Origin of the sequence: Klebsiella variicola, assembly GCF_000828055.2 — a bacterium.
In the GTDB taxonomy this organism is placed as follows: domain Bacteria; phylum Pseudomonadota; class Gammaproteobacteria; order Enterobacterales; family Enterobacteriaceae; genus Klebsiella; species Klebsiella variicola.
In genome coordinates this window covers 671,299-691,006 of sequence record NZ_CP010523.2, presented here as the reverse complement: position 1 = coordinate 691,006, position 19,708 = coordinate 671,299, and the positions used below count along the sequence as shown (strand labels likewise).

At 49.9% G+C, this 19,708-nt stretch carries 21 protein-coding genes, 1 tRNA gene and 1 pseudogene; 7 read left to right on the top strand and 16 right to left on the bottom strand.

The features are described 5' to 3' along the window. The first annotated feature begins 127 nt into the window (after positions 1–127). The 3 genes from rpsU (at position 128) to rpoD (ending at position 4,260) form a co-directional block, all read left to right on the top strand. Complete coding sequence (gene rpsU, locus SP68_RS03285; protein ID WP_001144069.1) at positions 128–343, top strand: 30S ribosomal protein S21; 216 nt, start codon at positions 128–130, stop codon at positions 341–343. Between the two features lie 111 nt (positions 344–454). Beyond that, positions 455–2,200, top strand: a complete 1,746-nt coding sequence (gene dnaG, locus SP68_RS03280) for a DNA primase (protein ID WP_008806538.1) — start codon at positions 455–457, stop codon at positions 2,198–2,200. 218 nt (positions 2,201–2,418) lie between these two features. Beyond that, complete coding sequence (rpoD, locus tag SP68_RS03275; RefSeq protein WP_008806539.1) at positions 2,419–4,260, top strand: RNA polymerase sigma factor RpoD; 1,842 nt, start codon at positions 2,419–2,421, stop codon at positions 4,258–4,260. 99 nt (positions 4,261–4,359) lie between these two features. Here the strand turns inward: rpoD and mug are convergent, their stop codons facing one another. Next, positions 4,360–4,866, bottom strand: a complete 507-nt coding sequence (gene mug / locus SP68_RS03270; protein ID WP_040968878.1) for a G/U mismatch-specific DNA glycosylase — start codon at positions 4,864–4,866, stop codon at positions 4,360–4,362. 124 nt (positions 4,867–4,990) lie between these two features. On the opposite strand from mug, the gene SP68_RS03265 reads away from it, so the two are divergent. After that, positions 4,991–5,066, top strand: a tRNA-Ile gene (locus SP68_RS03265). Between the two features lie 738 nt (positions 5,067–5,804). After that, positions 5,805–6,092 carry a DUF3892 domain-containing protein gene (locus tag SP68_RS25980; protein ID WP_071891521.1) on the top strand — a complete coding sequence of 96 codons (288 nt, stop codon included), beginning with the start codon at positions 5,805–5,807 and terminating at the stop codon, positions 6,090–6,092. 923 nt (positions 6,093–7,015) lie between these two features. Here the strand turns inward: SP68_RS25980 and SP68_RS03260 are convergent. The 14 genes and pseudogenes from SP68_RS03260 to SP68_RS25965 form a co-directional block, all read right to left on the bottom strand. Beyond that, on the bottom strand, positions 7,016–7,603 hold the full coding sequence (locus tag SP68_RS03260; protein ID WP_040968879.1) for a hypothetical protein: 588 nt from the start codon (positions 7,601–7,603) through the stop codon (positions 7,016–7,018). 345 nt (positions 7,604–7,948) lie between these two features. Further along, a complete protein-coding gene (locus SP68_RS03255) occupies positions 7,949–9,823 on the bottom strand; it encodes a hypothetical protein (protein WP_040968880.1) in 1,875 nt (624 codons plus the stop codon). After that, a complete protein-coding gene (locus SP68_RS03250; RefSeq protein ID WP_040968881.1) occupies positions 9,820–10,302 on the bottom strand; it encodes a hypothetical protein in 483 nt (160 codons plus the stop codon). The genes SP68_RS03255 and SP68_RS03250 overlap by 4 nt, the downstream gene beginning before the upstream one ends. Positions 10,303–10,322: 20 nt before the next feature. Continuing rightward, a complete protein-coding gene (locus SP68_RS03245) occupies positions 10,323–11,099 on the bottom strand; it encodes a hypothetical protein (RefSeq protein ID WP_224224399.1) in 777 nt (258 codons plus the stop codon). A 26-nt stretch (positions 11,100–11,125) separates the two neighbouring features. Continuing rightward, on the bottom strand, positions 11,126–11,302 hold the full coding sequence (locus SP68_RS28100; RefSeq protein ID WP_012540151.1) for a hypothetical protein: 177 nt from the start codon (positions 11,300–11,302) through the stop codon (positions 11,126–11,128). A gap of 511 nt (positions 11,303–11,813) precedes the next feature. After that, the gene (locus tag SP68_RS03240; RefSeq protein WP_040968882.1) at positions 11,814–13,175 is read right to left on the bottom strand and encodes a Fic family protein; all 1,362 of its coding nucleotides are present in this window, start codon (positions 13,173–13,175) and stop codon (positions 11,814–11,816) included. 158 nt (positions 13,176–13,333) lie between these two features. Then, positions 13,334–13,495: pseudogene (locus SP68_RS29185) on the bottom strand (single stranded DNA-binding domain-containing protein); the annotation flags it as partial. A 362-nt stretch (positions 13,496–13,857) separates the two neighbouring features. Beyond that, entirely contained in the window at positions 13,858–16,014 is a 2,157-nt protein-coding gene (locus SP68_RS03235; RefSeq protein ID WP_162500000.1) for a DUF927 domain-containing protein, read from the bottom strand. Beyond that, positions 15,984–16,355: a hypothetical protein gene (locus tag SP68_RS03230; protein WP_040968884.1), complete on the bottom strand. Its 372-nt coding sequence runs from the start codon at positions 16,353–16,355 to the stop codon at positions 15,984–15,986. The genes SP68_RS03235 and SP68_RS03230 overlap by 31 nt, the downstream gene beginning before the upstream one ends. Further along, positions 16,348–16,545: a hypothetical protein gene (locus tag SP68_RS03225; protein ID WP_040968885.1), complete on the bottom strand. Its 198-nt coding sequence runs from the start codon at positions 16,543–16,545 to the stop codon at positions 16,348–16,350. The genes SP68_RS03230 and SP68_RS03225 overlap by 8 nt, the downstream gene beginning before the upstream one ends. Continuing rightward, positions 16,538–16,816: a host cell division inhibitor Icd-like protein gene (locus SP68_RS03220; RefSeq protein WP_052470376.1), complete on the bottom strand. Its 279-nt coding sequence runs from the start codon at positions 16,814–16,816 to the stop codon at positions 16,538–16,540. Before SP68_RS03220 ends, SP68_RS03225 begins: the two co-directional genes overlap by 8 nt. Further along, a complete protein-coding gene (locus SP68_RS03215) occupies positions 16,809–17,009 on the bottom strand; it encodes a hypothetical protein (protein WP_040968886.1) in 201 nt (66 codons plus the stop codon). The genes SP68_RS03220 and SP68_RS03215 overlap by 8 nt, the downstream gene beginning before the upstream one ends. Beyond that, on the bottom strand, positions 17,002–17,598 hold the full coding sequence (locus tag SP68_RS03210; RefSeq protein WP_224224400.1) for a hypothetical protein: 597 nt from the start codon (positions 17,596–17,598) through the stop codon (positions 17,002–17,004). Before SP68_RS03210 ends, SP68_RS03215 begins: the two co-directional genes overlap by 8 nt. Then, the gene (locus SP68_RS25965; RefSeq protein ID WP_064157976.1) at positions 17,595–17,804 is read right to left on the bottom strand and encodes a host cell division inhibitor Icd-like protein; all 210 of its coding nucleotides are present in this window, start codon (positions 17,802–17,804) and stop codon (positions 17,595–17,597) included. The genes SP68_RS03210 and SP68_RS25965 overlap by 4 nt, the downstream gene beginning before the upstream one ends. 130 nt (positions 17,805–17,934) lie before the next feature. Here SP68_RS25965 and SP68_RS25960 point away from each other — a divergent pair, with 130 nt between their 5' ends. Beyond that, the gene (locus SP68_RS25960; protein WP_012600012.1) at positions 17,935–18,114 is read left to right on the top strand and encodes a YlcI/YnfO family protein; all 180 of its coding nucleotides are present in this window, start codon (positions 17,935–17,937) and stop codon (positions 18,112–18,114) included. Between the two features lie 3 nt (positions 18,115–18,117). Next, positions 18,118–18,255 (top strand): hypothetical protein, encoded by a 138-nt coding sequence (locus SP68_RS28095; RefSeq protein ID WP_157921956.1) that lies wholly within the window; start codon positions 18,118–18,120, stop codon positions 18,253–18,255. Between the two features lie 514 nt (positions 18,256–18,769). On the opposite strand, the gene SP68_RS03205 is transcribed toward SP68_RS28095, so the two are convergent. Next, positions 18,770–19,582, bottom strand: a complete 813-nt coding sequence (locus SP68_RS03205) for an antA/AntB antirepressor family protein (protein ID WP_040968887.1) — start codon at positions 19,580–19,582, stop codon at positions 18,770–18,772. Positions 19,583–19,708 lie beyond the last annotated feature (126 nt).

Genomic DNA, 19,708 nt, shown 5'->3' with positions numbered 1-19,708 from the left:
AGTCCCTTTCAAAAAAGGCGCCGGTGCTTTACAAAGCAGCAGTAGTTGCAGTAAAATTCCGCACCATTTTGAAATAAGCTGGCATTGCGGCCAGCGGCAAACCGAATTAATCAAAGGTGAGAGGCACATGCCGGTAATTAAAGTACGTGAAAACGAGCCGTTCGACGTAGCTCTGCGTCGCTTCAAGCGTTCCTGCGAAAAAGCAGGTGTTCTGGCGGAAGTTCGTCGTCGTGAGTTCTATGAAAAACCGACTACCGAACGTAAGCGCGCTAAAGCTTCTGCAGTGAAACGTCACGCGAAGAAACTGGCTCGCGAAAACGCACGCCGTACTCGTCTGTACTAATCTGTTGAGAGCGACGCTCTCAATTCAGACCGAGTTGTAGTTGTAAGGCCGTGCTTCCGAAAGGAATGCGCGGCTTATTTTCGTTTATAGTCATCAGAAATAACGGGGCTTATGGCTGGACGAATTCCACGTGTATTTATTAGCGATCTGCTTGCCAGAACCGACATCGTCGATCTGATCGATGCGCGGGTAAAGCTGAAAAAGCAGGGCAAAAATTTTCACGCGTGCTGTCCGTTCCATAACGAAAAAACCCCCTCTTTCACCGTCAACGGTGAAAAACAGTTTTACCACTGCTTCGGCTGCGGGGCGCACGGCAATGCTATCGACTTCCTGATGAACTACGACAAGCTCGAGTTCGTGGAAACGGTCGAAGAGCTGGCCGCCATGCACAACCTTGAAGTGCCTTATGAAGCAGGCAACGGACCCAGCCAGATAGAGCGCCATCAACGGCAGAACCTCTACCAGTTACTGGATGGGCTGAATGCGTTTTACCAACAGTCTCTGATGCAGCCCGCCGCCGACCCTGCGCGCCAGTACCTGGCAAAACGGGGGTTAAGCAGCGAGGTGATTACGCGCTTTGCCATCGGCTATGCTCCCCCGGGTTGGGATAACGTTTTAAAACGTTTTGGCGGCAATCAGGAAAACCGCCAGTCGCTTATTGATGCCGGCATGCTGGTCACCAACGATCAGGGACGCAGTTACGACCGCTTCCGCGAACGGGTGATGTTCCCCATCCGCGATAAGCGAGGCCGGGTAATTGGGTTTGGCGGACGAGTGCTGGGCGATGCCCTGCCGAAGTATCTGAACTCCCCGGAAACCGACATATTCCATAAAGGCCGTCAGCTGTATGGCCTGTATGAAGCGCAGCAGGACAATCCCGAACCACCGCGTTTGCTGGTTGTCGAAGGGTATATGGACGTCGTGGCGCTGGCGCAATACGACATCAACTATGCCGTGGCCTCGCTGGGCACCTCGACCACGGCCGACCATATCCAGCTGCTGTTTCGGGTGACCAATAACGTCATCTGCTGCTACGACGGCGACCGGGCCGGCCGCGATGCCGCCTGGCGCGCGCTGGAGACGGCGCTGCCGTACATGACCGATGGCCGCCAGCTGCGTTTTATGTTTCTGCCTGACGGCGAAGACCCGGATACGCTGGTGCGTAAAGAGGGCAAAGCGGCGTTTGAGGCGCGGATGGAGCAGGCTCAGCCGCTCTCCACGTTCTTGTTTAACAGCCTGCTGCCGCAGGTCGATCTGAGTACCCCGGACGGGCGCGCGCAGCTGAGCACGCTGGCGCTGCCGCTGATAACCCAGGTCCCGGGCGAAACGCTGCGCATCTACTTGCGTCAGGAGCTGGGCAACAAGCTGGGCATTTTAGATGACGCACAGCTTGAACGTTTAATGCCAAAACAGTCTGAAAATGGCGCGCCGCGTCCCGCGCCACAGCTAAAACGCACGACCATGCGTATACTGATAGGACTGCTGGTGCAAAACCCGGATCTGGCGCCGTTAGTCCCGCCGCTGGAGGGACTGGACTCGCGCAAAATGCCAGGCCTTAGCCTGTTCAGCGAGTTGGTGAAAAGCTGTCTGGCGCAGCCTGGTCTGACGACCGGGCAACTTTTAGAGCAATATCGCGGCACAAAAGAGGCTGCAACCCTTGAAAAACTGTCGATGTGGGACGATATAGCAGATAAAGATATCGCTGAAAAAACCTTCACCGACTCGCTTAACCATATGTTTGATTCACTGCTGGAACTGCGACAGGAAGAGTTGATAGCTCGCGATCGCACACACGGTTTAAGCAGTGAAGAACGCCGGGAACTCTGGACCATCAGCCAGGAGCTGGCGAAAAAATAAATGACAGACAATATCCTTCACGTTGTATCAAAGCAGTAAGAAAACGCAGAACAACGTGAGGGAAAAGTATTTAACGGCTTAAGTGCCGAGTATCGATCGGGAAGCCCCCGACAGCCGCGCAGAGGCGCAGCGGCAATAATATAAGTACGCCCTCGCTTTAAATGTCGACAGCCCGCCTGCCGACACCAATCAAACGAATTAAGTGTGGATACCGTCTTATGGAGCAAAACCCGCAGTCACAGCTGAAGCTTCTTGTCCAACGTGGTAAGGAGCAAGGCTATCTGACCTATGCCGAGGTCAATGACCATCTGCCGGAAGATATCGTCGATTCCGATCAGATCGAAGACATCATCCAAATGATCAACGACATGGGTATTCAGGTGATGGAAGAAGCACCGGATGCCGATGATCTGATGCTTGCCGAAAACACCGCGGATGAAGATGCTGCCGAAGCTGCCGCGCAGGTGCTCTCCAGCGTGGAATCCGAAATCGGACGCACGACCGACCCGGTGCGCATGTACATGCGTGAAATGGGTACCGTAGAGCTGCTGACCCGTGAAGGCGAAATCGACATCGCCAAACGCATCGAAGATGGGATCAACCAGGTCCAGTGCTCCGTTGCCGAATACCCGGAAGCGATCACCTACCTGCTTGAGCAGTACGACCGCGTCGAAGCGGAAGAAGCCCGTCTGTCCGATCTGATCACCGGTTTCGTCGATCCGAACGCCGAAGAAGACATGGCGCCGACCGCCACGCACGTTGGCTCCGAGCTGTCTCAGGAAGAGATGGATGACGACGAAGACGAAGATGAAGATGACGACGCCGACGACAACAGCGATGACGACAACAGCATCGACCCAGAGCTGGCCCGTGAGAAGTTCGCCGAGCTGCGTACCCAGTACGAGCTGACGCGCGACACCATCAAAGCCAAAGGTCGTAGCCATGCCGCCGCGCAGGAAGAGATCCTGAAGCTGTCTGAAGTCTTCAAGCAGTTCCGCCTGGTGCCGAAGCAGTTCGATTACCTGGTCAACAGCATGCGCAGCATGATGGATCGCGTTCGTACTCAGGAACGTATCATCATGAAGCTGTGCGTTGAGCAGTGCAAAATGCCGAAGAAAAACTTCATCACGCTGTTCACCGGCAACGAAACCAGCGAAACCTGGTTCAACGCTGCGGTGGCAATGAACAAGCCGTGGTCCGAGAAGCTGCTGGAAGTGAAAGAAGACGTGCAGCGCGGCCTGCAGAAGCTGCAGCAGATCGAAGAAGAGACCGGCCTGACCATCGAACAGGTGAAAGACATCAACCGTCGCATGTCCATCGGTGAAGCGAAAGCCCGCCGTGCGAAGAAAGAGATGGTGGAAGCGAACTTGCGTCTGGTTATCTCTATCGCCAAGAAATACACCAACCGTGGTCTGCAGTTCCTCGACCTGATTCAGGAAGGCAACATCGGTCTGATGAAAGCGGTTGATAAGTTCGAATACCGTCGCGGCTACAAGTTCTCGACCTACGCTACCTGGTGGATCCGTCAGGCGATCACCCGCTCCATCGCGGATCAGGCGCGCACCATCCGTATTCCGGTGCATATGATTGAGACCATTAACAAGCTCAACCGTATCTCCCGTCAGATGCTGCAGGAGATGGGCCGTGAACCGACCCCGGAAGAGCTGGCTGAGCGTATGCTGATGCCGGAAGACAAAATCCGTAAGGTGCTGAAGATCGCCAAAGAGCCTATCTCCATGGAAACGCCGATCGGCGACGATGAAGATTCGCATCTGGGGGATTTCATCGAGGATACCACCCTCGAGCTGCCGCTGGATTCCGCGACCACCGAGAGCCTGCGTGCGGCAACGCACGACGTGCTGGCCGGCCTTACCGCTCGTGAAGCGAAAGTCCTGCGTATGCGTTTCGGTATCGACATGAACACCGACCACACGCTGGAAGAAGTGGGTAAACAGTTCGACGTTACCCGCGAACGTATCCGTCAGATCGAAGCGAAGGCGCTGCGTAAACTGCGTCACCCGAGCCGTTCTGAAGTGCTGCGTAGCTTCCTCGACGATTAATCGTCGCGGGGCATCGTCTACAGCCTGTTAAAAAGCTCCCTGCGGGGAGCTTTTTTTATGGCGTTCAGGTGGCCATTCGGGGAAAGTCGCCTCTCTCCGCTACTGGCCGCGGGTCGCCAGGGCATCATCCAGTTCACGATAGGCCGCCACCAGCTTATCGAGCGTCGCCCGGTTTAAGCCGCTGGGATTGGGCAGCACCCAGACCTGGGTCGTCCCGATGGTCATAGGCTGTTTCCCCCACTTCGCGCCGCGCTGGTTAAAGGCGAGCTCGAAGGCCTGCTTGCCGAGCACCGCCAGCGCCTGCGGCTGATACTCCTCAATCTTCCTCATCAGCTCACGGCCACCGCTGCGCAGCTCCTGCAGGGCGACCTCGCTGGCCTGCACCGTCGGTCGCTCTACCAGCATGGTGATGCCGCAGCGCGTATCCAGCAGCTGCAGTTCCTCTTCCGGCCTGAGCTGCCGATCGGTGAACCCGGCCTGATGGATGACCTTCCAGAAGCGATTGCCAGGATGGGCAAAATGAAAGCCGGTATGGGCGGAGGACTTCCCCGGGTTGATACCGCAAAAGACAACGCGCAGGCCCGGCGCAAGGATATCGCTAATCATGTTTTCTCCGGCTGTATGGCTAAAACATGATTATAAAGGATTGAAAATGCATTGTTTATAAAAACAGCAGCTGCGCGCTTTACGCTGGATTGCAACCGTCAGTTACTTTATAATCCCTCGCCACGGCCCCTTAGCTCAGTGGTTAGAGCAGGCGACTCATAATCGCTTGGTCGTTGGTTCAAACCCAACAGGGGCCACCAGACAAAACAAGGAGTTACGCTAAAAACGTAGCTCCTTTTGTTTTTTGGGGATATGCCGGGGATATTGCTGAGAGGTATCAATAGTGATTTATGGTTATTTAATGACCGTTTATAACTCACAGCATTCGACAGCCTTTGAACAGCTTTTAGCTATCGTGCGCATGATTTCCATCTCTGATGGTTTTACGCCTGCATCCCCAATCAGGTTCATCCCACCGAAAACAGCATATCGGTCAATGCAAAACTGAATAGGTAGCCGCCACTTAGCTACATCTGAATCATCTAAAAGCCACATTTGCGGATATTCATATAAACCTAACACTCCCTTGTCCAAATCAACTTGTTCTACCAGCCATGCGTCTCCATCCCATCCAACAGCAAACAGCAAACAGCAAACAGCAAACAGCAAACAGCAAAATATCGAGCATAGCCCCCCTCCTTATTCAATCCGCAGTGACGTTCTGCAGGCGCTAGTTAGGCTAAAGCAGGTGAATTTTCACACGTCGCTTCACATCGCTTCCAGTCCATCTGGTGATAATGGCCAGCAAAAATTTTTCATTATTAAATTCAATTCACTAGCCGTGAAAGCAGGTTCTAAGAGCCCCCCAAAAGATGTAAACAAAGAATAAAACCCAAAAAACATATACACACTTTTTGCAATGATATCTTACACTTGTTTTTGCGTAATCGCGCACACAGCATTCCAACTCAGTTCGATAAAAAATGAGGATTGTTTGTATGGCAAATGTAAGAATTAAGTGCATTACCTTGTCAGGAACCGTGAAATCTCACCAACATATTACTCATGTAGGTAGCGACCAGTTTCAACCAGCTGGTTCAAAATGGACTGTCGCTCAGGTTGTTCGTGCGATTGAAAATAAAGAACATACCTTCTATGTTCAGGATTCAGCAGGCAATGTTGCGTATGTAGGTGTTGTAGACCCGGGGAATGGCGGGGCTAAATACATTAGGACTTACGCCGATGGTAAGTGGAGTGACAATTTACTCTCCCTGCCAAGCTGCTAATCTTTACGGCTTTTAAACAACATTTTATAAGATAGAAAATTACCTGGGTGGTTTCGGCTTTAGCCACTGGAATGTCTCAGAGTTAATTCGGTGCTTTTGCTGTTTCCTGAACGACAGCGCTGCGGCCACACAGGTACTAAGCAGGCGAAATTAAGCCTGCATTTGCCGTAAGCAATTGATTTATGCGAGACCGTCACTTTGTCATCATGCTTTAGTGAATTCAACCTTATGTTACTGGTAAACTTTTCCAGTATATGGCACGTTTAAAACATTTCAGCGACTCAATGTTCAGGAGGCTATCGCCGAGGTGGTGGCTTGCGCCAGTGATATTCTGGGGATGTCATCCGCTGGCGATGTCGGTCTTTGGCGGCCAGAGCGGTCGCTACCTGCGTGCGAATATCTAATAAATCTTTTCCATTCAGGCTCAGTCCCTGTTTTTTGGCGAGGTTGATGAGCGTTACTTCTATATCATTATGATTTAACATGTGATTAATCTCTCAGAGGGAATTTTTTGTTATGGGTTTACGAAATATTTAACCCGGGATTTTGCATACTTTGATAAAGCCTATAATATGAGCAACGCCACTTCCCCCATCGCTTGAGATCTGTAACATGAAAATAAAAAGTATTATGGCTGTATCTCTCGTCCTCACTTCATACAACGCACTCGCTTTCGTATCACAACCTGTCGCTACAAACGAAGCGAGTTCAATGCAGGCTGAAACCCTCGCCGACAACATCACCAACAATTTTTACAGTCGACAACAGACCGGAACATCTCAGGCAGTCAATATCGGAACCTGTACTGCCAGCCCGGTAAGTGGCTGTAACTGTCCTTTCTGTACGATGCTTCGCAGTCATAAAGCTTAAAAAAACCAGCCCCAAAGGGCTGGAATAACAGGAGCCCGCTGGCACACTTTGCTTTAGTCGGTATCGTCGGCCAGGGCATACAGCAACGAAGGTATAACCCTCCGCATGGCTGTTTCTTCGGTTTCATCACTCATGAGAGTCAGGGTGTAATCCCGGCACTCGTAAACCACATCATAGGCAGACAGACCAAACGCACCGCCCGCGATGATCTGCCCGATTTCATCATCTGGCCTTTCAACAATCGACAGCCGGTAGCCGCCGAACGTTACAGGCGGGTTATAGGGGCCTTCGCTTACAAACAGCTCTACGGCCTTTGCAGAAACCTGGGCTCGTTCGTCCGGATCCATCCCGGCCACCCTGGAGATGCCTGATGCTATGATGCGCTTAATCTCCGCGACGCTCATTTCCACCAGCATATTCCCCTGCACCTCACCAGCTGGAGCAGGCCTGGTTTTACCCCTGGCATTCTTCGTGCGCGGGTCACTGGCGCTGCGGTATCGGGCCAGATAAGTATCACAGGCCTCCTGGTCAATCTTCCCGTCAACCCGCGCAGGAAATCCTTCATGGCTCTCCCAGTTATACAGCGCCTGCCGGCTCATTCCGGCATGTTTTGCGTACTGACTGACGCTCATTAATGACATAACTTTTTCTCCTGCCTCATTGTCGCCGGCTGGCCAGAGTGTCAACCCGCCAGCGGAAAACTGTCAATCAAACGTCAAGGGTTCAACCGCTTGACACATTTTTCTGTCAACCTGACACTTTTCAGGCTGAAAGTGTCAATCAAAATGTCAATCAAAATTCTCACGAACTCGCCTGCATCACGCGCCACTTCTGGACTTTAACAACCTGTCAACAAAAAGTGTCAAGTGTAAAGTGTCAATCAAATTGAAAACCTGTAGCTGCACAAACACTGCGGCGCGCAATGCCCGTGCCTTACAAAGGCCTCAGGAAGGACCCATTTTTGTAAGGCGATGGTGAAAGGGGCATCAATAGTTCATGGGCGTAATTATTTTCCCATTATTTTCAACGTTGTAAGTTTTCCGCTCGCCTTTTTCGTTAATCATCGTTATTTCCAGTCTCAATGGTTGTTCTGCAAGGGCGTCGGTAAGGGAGCGGGTTATATTTTCGGTTATTACGTTAACATTACTGTCTCCGTCCGCAGGAGACAGTATGGAAGAGGATCTTCCTCCACCTCCGGCGCCAGAAATGATATCCCGACGCTGCTGCGTCAACCTTTCCGGGTTTCTCTGTCCAGACCACTGATCATCCATAATGGCTGACTGTATCGCCTTTTTCAGTTGCTCTTCAGTGTAGGGCTGTGAGCCCTGTTCGTGCTGAATCATTGAGGCCATCAGCGTCTTAAGAACTTCCGGGTTATGAAGGTCAAGACGTTGTTCGGCTCCATACCTGGTTCTTGAGGTCACATCGTCAATATATGCACGCGTGTTGTTTTCAGAACTCGGAGCATACGTACGAATAATTCCCCCGGGAGTATTATTCCCACGATCGCCATAGAGCATCAGTTGGCGAGCCATAGCCGACAGACCATCATCATCGCTGGCAAATGTGGAAAATTTGCCCCTCTTCCCGGTTGAGTTAGGTGCAGCTTTCAGATTTCCTGGGTTATGATTTCGAAATCCCGGCGTGTTTTTACCGGACGGGCTATAGGGGATTAGACCGCGTACAGGAGCGGGCCGGGTGATAGCGTTGACATCCCCCAGCAGCTGGCGGGAACGGTCCTGGCTGTAAAAATACTGGCGATATTTCTTCCTTGCTTCATCGGTCATAACACCTGCAGTGAGCTGGTTTTTTTCATTCCCGTTAAGGCTTTTCTGGAATTCAGGATCTGCCAGCGCTCTGCGCATCAGCTCGGAGTCGTCGCCTTTGTTTTGTCCGGCAAACCGCCCCATGGAGATGTTGTCGAAATTATTCGCCAGCATATCCGTAAAGCCATTCACCATATCGGTAAGGCCATTGGTATCAATAGAGGCATAAACCTTACGTTCAAGCTTTGATTTGAATCCGTCCCAGGAAGCGCTCGCTTCCTTAACTGCAACATCGAAGCTTGTAAGTTGCTGGTTAAGGGCGGGATCCACCGTCAATCCCACCTTATCCGCTTTTGCCAGAAACCCGACATACTTCGAGCCTTCGCGCAACAGTGTCAACATTTCAGGGGTTAACCCCATGGCATTAGCGAACGACTTCTGCTGATCAGGACGAATTTTAGGAAAAATCCTTGCGATGGATTCAAGCGTCTTTAGCGTATTAACCGAACCATCTCTGTTTTTTTCAATTTGTGCGCCTATCTGCGCCATAGCGGACATGACAACAGCATTACCCGCACTGTTCGCCTCGTTGAGTGATTTAAAGATTCCCTCAATGGAAGAAGCAGCGCTTTCGCTATCGGCCCCCACAAGCTGAAGGGCACCTGAAAGGCGGGAAAAATCCTGAACGCTCATCGCGGTATTTTTTGCATGGGTGTCCAGGTCATAAGCACCCCGAGCTGCCTCTTTATAACTTTCGGCAAGTTTACCCGTTGCGTAAGCCACGCCACCGACGGCCCCAACAACTCCACCTGCCAGCCCCATTCCGGCAATTTTAGACGACATCTCCCCCACTATTTTTAATGGGGGGATCATGTCTCCGATAAACTGAACGTTATCGCGAGCCGTGCTGGCCATGATGTCCAGTCTGGAGTTATACCCATTCAGCCCATCAAGCGTCTCCTGTCCACCCAACTGTAACCCTTTCCGGGTTTTCTCCAGTTGAGGTTCAAGATTGCGAACAGCCTCGTCGATATGTGCTATTGCTTCGCTAACATGATCACCGGCAACCAGTTCAAAATCGAATGAATTACTCATGCTTCCTCCACCAGCGAATTAACACTATTGGTGATGTCATCAAACGTAATGGGCTCTACAAACTTCTCCAGCGCCGACAGGGCAGCATTAAAACCTGCACGATAGCCGTTTGTGTCACCGTTAATCATGCTGTGCTGGAATGCCGCCATGTTCTGGTCTTCAGCATCAAGGAACTCCCAGCCAGGATAAACTGTCTCCATTGCCCGCCGGGTAAAACGACTGAGCTGGCGAGCGCTGCCTTTTAGGCTGGCAATAGCCTGCTGGTGTGGGATCCCTTCCGCGATAAGATGAAATGCCTGTATCGGATTTTGTTTTGCCTCTTTGCTCACCGCTATCAGATGCGCGTCAGAATGGAGGCATTCAGGGAGTTCCTCTTCTTCAACCGATTGCTGAAGCCGGTATATGCGCTGCAAACGGCGACCGGAAAAGCCATATGTCTGCGCATCAGATTGCGGCTCGTTGAGGTGCTGAAAGTTCATAACGCTCATCTCCGCGGCTCTCAGAGAGGAACCTGTGATTTAAGGCGTTCGGCTTCGCCTGCTGGCCCTTCAATCTTGCCATTAACTCGACGAGTATCTCCCGGCAAGCTCACACCAGATGCCCGGATACGATCGTTACGGCGTGCAGCAGCCTGCGCGACTTCTTCCCGGTACTCTTCGTCAGCCTTACGGCGAGCATTCACATTCTGCGGTGACATAGGGTCATAGTCGTTTTGCATCTTAGATGCCTTGCTGGCTAATGCTTTAATCTCGTCGTCTGTCAGAGGCTCTTCCATCTTCTTCAGCGCCTTCAGAGCGCTACTCTGGGCAGCAGAGTAACCATTTGCATCACGGTTCTGCGTTGAAAACGTTAGCGCCGAGCGAGCTTTCTCTTCGTCATCCTGAAATTCCCAGGTCGGGTCGTTCTCTTCCATAAACTTTTGGGTAAACACAGAAAGCGCCATCGGCGACGATGCCAGCTGCAGCTTTATTTTCTTCGAAGAAAGCTCCGTTTCCTTCAACAAACGAACCGCCAGAACCGGGTTATTTTTTGCCTCCGGGGAAACCGCGACATTGTGGCCGCGAGTGTGCTGCTTAGGTCTGGCGACCTGGCTGTCGTCAGTGTCCAGTTTCAGCGGCACATTCCCGTTATCGGATTCACCCTTCGTTTTGGTTTTTCCTGACAGATGCGAGAAATCGAACATAGATGGTTTTTCCTCAGAAAGTTGGGACTGTTTTTTCTTACCTTTCGTACCGAACGCTGTTCGCGCCCATGCGGGTAGTTTCATTAGCGGCATTGGTTTCTCCTTTTTGGGCGGTAGCGTTACTTCTTGCCCGCCTCATGCCGGTGGATACCCTGCCGCAAAAGATGACGCGCCAGCTCCTGAATGCTTGGAGCTGCGCCAACGGCAGAACGTCGGCATTCATCATCCCGAAGGCGCTGTAAACCTTCGAGAATCGGCTGATCGACAAGAATCGGCTTTTTGCTGGTTACTGCCATTTCCTGACCTCCTGACACTGGTTAAACGTACAGATTTCTTCTGTATGCGCTTAACTTATGATCAATAAAACAAATCTTCAAGATAAAATATTTTAATCATAAGGGAATTGTGCTCATAGCAGCATAATGAATGCGCTTTTTAATGGCGGTTTGACAGGAGGTTACAGCGACGGTAAAGCGCCAGCTCAGCGGCAACGCACTCAGGCGTACTAAGCACAGGCTAATGGACGGAAAAAAGAGACTGTGCAGATTTGCATGATTACGAAAGGGATCTGGTACTGATGGCTGATATTGGAAAGGGGGGTTAGCGACTTTCTTGCTCGGCATGATGCACAAAGCTTCCTGTGCCCCCCCACCAGCAATGAAGAGGGGGCGATCCATAGTCGCCCCAAACGGCCAGACAGCAAAGACCAAAAGCTCCATAAAGGTTATGGAATAGCCACGCCCTATGGGCGCGGTTTTAAAATGGTAATAAAAAACTTTATTTCAAGGCCTAAATAATATTTCAGCCCTACATATTTTTTAATTTTTCAAGGATTCCTTTTAAAGATTTTGGTGAAACGTAAATGGTTTGCTTTCCATTTTCAACTTTCTCAAAAAGCCCAATTTCAACTAGATGTTTAAGATCAGTGCGAGCAGTGTTATCAGAAATATTTAGATTCTCACTGACTTCCTTAGCCGTGAAAGATCTACCAACATTTTCAATCGCAACTAGTAAAATAGTCCTCTGTCTATCATTAAGTCTATTTATCAACCCTCCCGTCCATAGAAGACTATCTATTTCAGCGCGTTGAGTTGCTATTTTTTTTATGTGATTTGTAAAATTAAGTGTAGCCCGACACACAATCTGGCATTGATAATCAACAAAATAAGTCAAATCAAAGCCATCGGTTTCCGTGAAAAGATAAGATTTACCGTAAGCTACCGATGCTTCCTTTAACAAGCGACTAATAGAAATGTATTTAAATGCTGTATAACCGCACTTAAATAAATACCAATAAAACAAAGCCCTTGCAGTTCTACCATTACCATCATTAAAAGGATGCTCATAACCTATCATGAAGTGCAAAATACAAGCTTTGATTAAAGGATGTAAGTAATTAGATGTAACTAAATCCTCATGCCTTGTATTGGCCCACTCACAAATTTTAAGTAGTCGACTATCTAACTCATCATGCGATGGAGGATAATGAACAACATTGCCATCATAATCACAAATAACAATGTTATCAGTGTCCCTAAACTCTCCCGGTTTATACTTTTCGTTATTAATATCTTTCGTACCAATTGCATGAAATTCTTTTATAAGAGCCAAGGACAGTTCTTCATTTCTTTTATCCCAAACACTACCCATCAAACGATAGTTACCAAGAATCATACGTTCGTCTTCTGTCCTTGGTTTTCTTTGAGCAGAGAGCATGGCTTTTGCTACTATGGTAGTAGTTGCAGCTCCTTCCAGTTGACTGGAAGAAATCGACTCCTCTTCTCTTAACTCACGAATTAAATACTTAACTCCTTCCATATTGGAAATCATCGCTTCAAAAGCAGCCTTTGAGGCCTGCTGATCAATAAGCGAACATGCCTTATGCATTGACGGTAAAACGTTTATCTTTGCCTGTTCACCACTTTTGTCCTGATAACTAATGTAGTGAATATGAGCCAAGCGCGCCATCTTTTGCACAGACCAAGCATGTACAGCATCAACACCTTTTTCGACTCTATATTGAAAATCATCCCAATGATGATAACGGCCCTTATCATCAGTAACCCTATGATAACTCATAAGATTAGATAACCTATTCGCCTTATCTTCGACACCATCTTTCACTATTTCAGCGAAAGAAACAATTTTTGGTGGATGCTTTATGGTCATAATTTTATCTCAAAAATAACTCATTTTGAGATAAATTGGACCATACAACTAAAATTGTCAATTTTTAGTAAGTCATTTGCGCAACAATTGCCAAACCAGTTTATCTGTCATCCGGCGTCTTACCCGTCCAGCTTGACGCTGCTTTCTTGCCTATTCTACTGATTTAGCTGCATATCGCCCGCCACGATGACGAGAGCGCCTTTACGATGTTTGTCCGGAGTATCAGCCTGATTACCAAAGGCGATAACTCCCAGCCAGAATAGAGTATCTCTGTTATCTGCCGCATTACAGAGCAGCGCTACCTGCTGATTTCTTCTCAACCATTCCGGCTTCAAGCATTTTTACACCTCTCATTTTTTACTATATATAAACAAAACTATCGTGGTTCACGTGGTTCACGTGGTTCAATCTGTAAAGATCTTTGTTTTATATGAATAAATTACAGAAACGTAAACCACGTAACCCCTGTTTTGAACCACGTAAGAGCTTCTTTTACGTGGTTCACTCAGTCGATGATTTTATTCGTAGTTCAAAGATGCATATTCGTGGTTCAAAATTGCTGTTTCGTGGTTCAGTCGTGGTTCAATTTTGACAATAAAAATCCATATACAACATATACATAACACTTAACCTTACAGACCGAACTACGTGAACCACGTAAAATATTACTCATGCATGTAAGTTATTCCTTAACACCCTCAGCCTGATACTGAAGGACGTAAACGTTAATCTGCCGCCCATCAATACGCGGTGATTTCTGCTGGAAACGCTGACCATCAGCGGAGGCTGACAGCACACCAGCGCTGGCCAGAGCCCTCGCAAACTGCCTTGCGTTAAAGCCCTGCGCAATCTCCTTCTCAAACGTTGCTGGGAACGTGTAGAACACCAAGGGCGCATCATCATGGCTGCTCTTGCGCTTGCGGTATCCGGCAAGGTTGCTTATTGGCAGACTGGTGGGGTCATATGGCAACGGAGCAAATCGGCTCAGACCATAGGCATTAAGAAACGCCTCACATTGCTCGATAATCTGCTGGTGCTCCTTGTTCCCCGTGCCGAACTCTTTCACCCAGGCGTTAAAGCTATGCTGGATAGCGTCACGGCTCGCCTGTTCACTCCAGCCAGTGATCGCTCCCCCTGCGACCAGCGCCGCCTCAAGAATCGCGAAACGCTCTGCAACTCGATGAACCTGCTCACCATAATCAGCCGGAATAAGCCCACGCCAGCGTGTCTGCGCATCACGCACAGCCTGTTTAGCGTCCTCCTGGTGAGCAGCCAGCCATTTAACCCACTCCCGCCCTGCCGCGCCATGGTTATCAATCCAGGCCTCTTTCAGTGCGTCAGCATGAGCCTTGCCGTTCGGCAGGCCGTTAAAAACCGTCGATTTCTCCATCGGGATATTCAGCAGGCGCACCAACTGGCCCGCCTTAACTCTTATCCCACCAGCAGACAGAAAAGTTTCAATATCCATTTCCCCGGTGCTGATCGCCACAGTGCGCCAGCGTTTCAACTCACGGTTGCCGCCCTCTTTTGCTCCCTGCAGCTTTCCGGCACCGTTAAACAGGGTATAAGCCGAAGTCGCAACATCTTTAGCACTGCTGCCCTGTCCCACCTCATCGAGCGGTAACAGGCTGTCATTATGCGCCTCCGCTTCGTTGGCAATGCCAAGCGCAGTACCGTACCAGGTAAGCCGCAAAGCATCTGGCTCTCCCCACAGGCTACTCGCAATATTGGAAGTGGTAGTCTTACCGGCGCTCGACTGTTCGAACAAATGGACGCCGAAGCCATCAGCACCCACCAGCCCGATAAGTGGTGCGGATAACGCCGCTGCCACTCCCAACATCATGGAAGGATTACCCCCGGCCAGTCGGGCGACGGAATCTCGCCAGGTGGCAGCAGTACCAGCAATGGCATACCCGGAAGATGCAGCACTGCGACCATTAAAGAGAATCGGCGTCTCTGGATCACCAACCACTTCACCATCAGGCATGACATATGCGCCATCATGCCAGCCAGTGGTATGGGTGATAATCCATTCCCGATGAGTGCCGCTTTGCTGCAACCAGTCGGCCAGAATCGCCCGGAAGGTGCTTTTAGTGGTCACATTCACCCCACCAGCTTTAAGTGAGCGCCAGCCATCACGCTCACCGATATCAGCACAGGGGATCGCCCTGGTAATATCTTCATGGCCACGCGGCGAACGCCAGCGCAAAACAAGATAGCGTTCTGCACCGTCACTACCGGAGCCGACCACTTCAAGAGGGGAGCACAGCCACGTTTCGTTATTGATGATTTCGCCGCTATCCTTGTCCACCTTTGGCGTAATCCAGTACAGACCATCGTGGCGGCTATCGACGCGTGGCTTTAGTTCATCGCTAGGGGTTGGCTTAGACTCCCGTTTCTTCACTGGCAGATCGACCACCGTGCTTTCCCTCCGTTCCGCTTGTTCACGCAGTCGACTCAGATAATCGTGCCAGTCCTCAGGCTGGCGATCGGGAATACCTTTATACAATTTGGCATCCTGTACACCTGCCAGCGCCAGCTTTTCACCAATAGCGTTAATCTGTATCGGTTCAATATCTCCGGCCAGATACACGCGAGCACTCCGTCGCCCTTTATCGACAATATTCAGGTTTGCCAGCTCAGCAAGTTGTTTTGGTCCCAGGTAGATAGGAGGGGTTGTATCCTCGGCAACCTGTTTACCCAGGCCTTCCTCCCATCCTTTTGCATGCGCATATGCATCTGCTCCCGCAAAAATAATCGCCTCAGTAAATTTTTCCCTGGGAAGATGTTTAAGGTTCGGTGCATTTTTCACTTCGGGATCCCTCCACTCATCTGGAATTTACCTAACAACGGGTGATACCAGTACGCCGATCCGTATTTACGTTTAGCGCTACGCAACACCTGCCTGGCCACTTCCCTGAATTTCTCTTCCGGCGCAACAAAGCCACCCGCTTTTAACTTCACCATCATCACGCCAGTATTTTTCGCCAGCTCTTCCGCCTTTTTGGTGGAAATACCGAACTCAGCAGCCAGAGTAGATACCGGCGCCATACCCGGGGGTATTTCTCCCCCCTGACTGTCAGTCAGTGATTTAACCTGCTGCTCAAGGAACAGCACCTTTTCAGTCAGCAGGTCTATACGCCTTTCAAGCGATTCGTTTAACTCAGCAGGGTTATGCATGGCCGACCTCCGGCAATTCTTGCTCAAGCATGAAGGAAGCAAGCTCACACGAAATATCGTAAGAAAGCTCAACCAGCTGCTGTCTTTCATGCTCCTGCATAGCGTTCTCTGAAATCACCATAAGCAGCGTTGAAAGCTGTAAAGCTCGCGATTTCGCCTTTTTCGGGGTCAATATTTCGAGATTAGACATTGCTAGCCCCCTTCATTTGCTGAAGTGAGGCGTCAGCATTGCAGCCCATGACAGACCATAAAACAGAACTATCCCGATCCACCCAATGACAAGTGAGAAGACAATCGGAACGAATTTTTGCCGCGAATGTGAGAGAAAAATCACCAGTAAGCTGCGAACGGGCTTCATCTTCGGTATTAGCCTGAGTACGCAGAACCACAGGGAGCGCTTTAGCATCGGCGTAAGTGGCCAGAAAAAGCCAGGTAAAGTTTTTAGGCTGAGGGTTATGCATTTTCCACCTCCTCACGTGATGCTTCTTCACCAAGAAAACCACCCACATCGCCGATCAAGTCTTTAACCATCGCGATCAGCGCGTCAATTTCGCTATCTTCCATGCGCACAGCCGATTTTCCCTGCATCAGGGCGAGAATAATTTCTGCCTGATATGCTTTATCAGCAGCCTGCTGGACGGTTAATTCACTCATGACGAACCTCCTGACCTGAAGGGAATGTCTCTAAGGTTGAAGGGGTCGCACTTTCCCTCTGCTCCAAAGGCGTAGTGATATTCGCCATAGCCTCCAGCTTTAACAGCAGGCGGTTATATCTGCTTTCCGTACGCTGAGCTGCGTAGTTAAGTTCGCTGATTAACGTCCATAATCTGGCGCCAGCTTTAGGGTTGGCAGCCCGCAAGCGAGCATCAAGATGAAGCTCCCACAATTCCTGTAGCTCTGCCGCATAACGCACCGTGGTTGCGGCATCACCACCAGTCGGCACAGGTACTTCATTGCGCAAGCCTAGTACGGTTGTGGGACGCAGTGATTTTGCATCTAACGCTTCTATCATCGTGATGGAATACATGGCATCTACCCACACTGCTATTTCGTCTATTTCGTCGCGTTCAGTCGTATTGGCAATGCCAGGAAGGACCTCATTTAACAGATGCAAGAGACCTGCGCTTATCCGCAATAAACGATCGTGTGAATTACTTTCTGGAGTATTAGGCACAATACTCTCTGTACGCCCAATGACCTGAGTTACACGTTCCAGGATTCGATCTCTTTGAGCAATATTCATACTGCCACCTCCATAACCTGAAAGGCATGAAATGGAAGGCGGGCGGCAAAAATGAGGGTTACGCCAGGCATGGTGTCGCGGGCTTCCTGCTCACTGGATGCGTTGACGTAAATAACCAACGGCTTTGCAGTAGGGTTTCGCTCGGAAGTGGAGAGAAAACGCCATGTAAATTCAGGGTGAGTTTGGGTATGCTGTGATCCAGCCATAACTGTTACCTCGTATAACGGTTTGGTTAGACGCCTCGGTAGTGTTCCCGCACTCCGGGGCGTTGCTATTTGTCTTTCTTGTATGTAATGTGTCATTACACATAAACACATTACATCGGGTGTAATTAACGTGTCAACACACAAAAATGAAAGACGTGGTAATCCTCCATTCCAGTTCAGATTAGATCCCGAGCTACGTGAGCTAATGGAACAAGCACAACAACAGGATGGCGACGAATCACTGGCTGCTTGGATCAAGCGCATCATCCGCAAAGAACTACAGCAGCGCGGCATTGAGCCTAAGGGCTGACACATGACAAAAGAGCAGAAGAATTCGCAACCCGTCGAAGCAGAACCAAAAGCTAAGTCAATGCAATTCCCGCTGGAATCATTTCTCAAAAAGCTCAAGGAAGACCAGCGCAAAAAAGCTAAGGCAGATCCAGAGGAATGATTTATGCCTGATACGGAACGGGGTAAATGGCGAGACGCAATCGCTGTTGTTTTTTTAGTTGCAACTGCGTATTCCACATACTGGATTGTTAAAGCCCTTATATGGCTAACTCGGTAATCAGTCTGAAGAAACAGAAAGCACAGGGTAGGGTTTGATTTCCCGCCCTTTTTCCCCAAAGTGAGGAAGAATAATGGAGTCAATGAGTTATACGCAAAGCTCACTTTTGGGCTTTGCCGTAAAAGCTGAATAAAATCAGCGGGCTCAATATTGAGTCGGCTCATTATTTGACAACCCACACCAGTCCTCAAAGTGAGGACTGGTGGAATAATCAATGACTTAGGCACAAAGCGCCATTTTACGCTTTGCCATAAAAACAATGAGAAATCTACCAGAATGCAAATTTGCACTCTGTTCAGACTTTGACCACCAGCGCCAACCCTGGTATGCTGGCTCTGCTTGGGTATTTGGTAGTGACATTGGCAGCTCTGCAAAGCTGCCTTTGTTTTATCCGCGATCATGCTGTTCCTCCCACTCTTTTAACCAGCCAACGTTGCGCCAGTTCAGTGAGTTTCGTCTTGCGGGTTGACGTACTGGTATCCAGATCCAGCAGAGCGCAGTTACGGCTTTCCAGATAGGCCAGCAGCGCCAGTTGTTCAGTGTTCATGTGGTCGCGCACCTGCTTTACCGGGATTTCTTTCTGCTTCGCCCATGCTCGCGGGTGCATACCCAGCGCAAGGCTATTGAGGAAGGTGCATTCATTGCTGTAGGCAAACCCGTGCTGCTTATCTCCAGTGCGTTCGATATAGCCCTTCATCGCCTCGGCCATGCTTTTGTGATCTTCGCAAGCTGCTACACGATTTTTACGCCATGTCAGCAACGCCGCCTCATGTTCTTCAGGGGCGACCCGGCGCAGGCGTTCTTCGCAGTCGATGAAGTACTGACGAGCCATCTTGCCTTGCTCGTTGCGCTCAACCATCGAAAGCTCTTTACCCATATTCAGAGAGAGAATGTAATCGTGCTCAATGCGTTGACGAGATTTTGAGCTCCCCCGTTTCGGGGAGGTCAAATCTTCGACAATCACATAATCGACGCCTTCAACAAATCCGTATTGGGTAATGCGGGCTTTGATCCAGGTGGTGAAATCTCGGCCTACCGCCAAAAAAGAGTGAAGTTTTCGCCCACGAACTGACTGAATTTCTTTCCCGCCAATATTGCTAAGCGTTACAGGGATTCGCGCCGCAAAGTTATTGCCGGAATTATCCTTCTTGCTGGCTTCAGGGTGAGTCTGGCCGCTGCCAGTTAAGGCAGTTAGTTTTTTCTTAGTCATTTTCTATCGCTCCAAAAGTTGTTATTCAGAGCCGCCGCGACAGCGTTAGGTATGCTGCAATATTTTTACTTCAACGACACGCAACAAAATTTATTTTCGCTGATCAGACGAAGTTGCGTGTGGTTG

Excerpts from the sequence above, each read along its gene's own strand:
- dnaG (WP_008806538.1), top strand. The coding sequence starts at position 455 with ATGGCTGGACGAATTCCACGTGTATTTATTAGCGATCTGCTTGCCAGA.
- SP68_RS28095 (WP_157921956.1), top strand. The coding sequence starts at position 18,118 with ATGACAAAAGAGCAGAAGAATTCGCAACCCGTCGAAGCAGAACCAAAA.
- SP68_RS03245 (WP_224224399.1), bottom strand. The coding sequence starts at position 11,099 with ATGCCGCTAATGAAACTACCCGCATGGGCGCGAACAGCGTTCGGTACG.
- mug (WP_040968878.1), bottom strand. The coding sequence starts at position 4,866 with ATGATTAGCGATATCCTTGCGCCGGGCCTGCGCGTTGTCTTTTGCGGT.
- SP68_RS25965 (WP_064157976.1), bottom strand. The coding sequence starts at position 17,804 with ATGGCTGGATCACAGCATACCCAAACTCACCCTGAATTTACATGGCGT.
- SP68_RS03230 (WP_040968884.1), bottom strand. The coding sequence starts at position 16,355 with ATGCATAACCCTGCTGAGTTAAACGAATCGCTTGAAAGGCGTATAGAC.
- SP68_RS03250 (WP_040968881.1), bottom strand. The coding sequence starts at position 10,302 with ATGAACTTTCAGCACCTCAACGAGCCGCAATCTGATGCGCAGACATAT.
- SP68_RS03225 (WP_040968885.1), bottom strand. The coding sequence starts at position 16,545 with ATGTCTAATCTCGAAATATTGACCCCGAAAAAGGCGAAATCGCGAGCT.
- SP68_RS25980 (WP_071891521.1), top strand. The coding sequence starts at position 5,805 with ATGGCAAATGTAAGAATTAAGTGCATTACCTTGTCAGGAACCGTGAAA.
- rpoD (WP_008806539.1), top strand. The coding sequence starts at position 2,419 with ATGGAGCAAAACCCGCAGTCACAGCTGAAGCTTCTTGTCCAACGTGGT.
- SP68_RS28100 (WP_012540151.1), bottom strand. The coding sequence starts at position 11,302 with ATGGCAGTAACCAGCAAAAAGCCGATTCTTGTCGATCAGCCGATTCTC.
- SP68_RS03210 (WP_224224400.1), bottom strand. The coding sequence starts at position 17,598 with ATGAATATTGCTCAAAGAGATCGAATCCTGGAACGTGTAACTCAGGTC.
- SP68_RS03215 (WP_040968886.1), bottom strand. The coding sequence starts at position 17,009 with ATGAGTGAATTAACCGTCCAGCAGGCTGCTGATAAAGCATATCAGGCA.
- SP68_RS03205 (WP_040968887.1), bottom strand. The coding sequence starts at position 19,582 with ATGACTAAGAAAAAACTAACTGCCTTAACTGGCAGCGGCCAGACTCAC.
- SP68_RS03260 (WP_040968879.1), bottom strand. The coding sequence starts at position 7,603 with ATGTCATTAATGAGCGTCAGTCAGTACGCAAAACATGCCGGAATGAGC.
- rpsU (WP_001144069.1), top strand. The coding sequence starts at position 128 with ATGCCGGTAATTAAAGTACGTGAAAACGAGCCGTTCGACGTAGCTCTG.
- SP68_RS03240 (WP_040968882.1), bottom strand. The coding sequence starts at position 13,175 with ATGACCATAAAGCATCCACCAAAAATTGTTTCTTTCGCTGAAATAGTG.
- SP68_RS03255 (WP_040968880.1), bottom strand. The coding sequence starts at position 9,823 with ATGAGTAATTCATTCGATTTTGAACTGGTTGCCGGTGATCATGTTAGC.
- SP68_RS03220 (WP_052470376.1), bottom strand. The coding sequence starts at position 16,816 with ATGCATAACCCTCAGCCTAAAAACTTTACCTGGCTTTTTCTGGCCACT.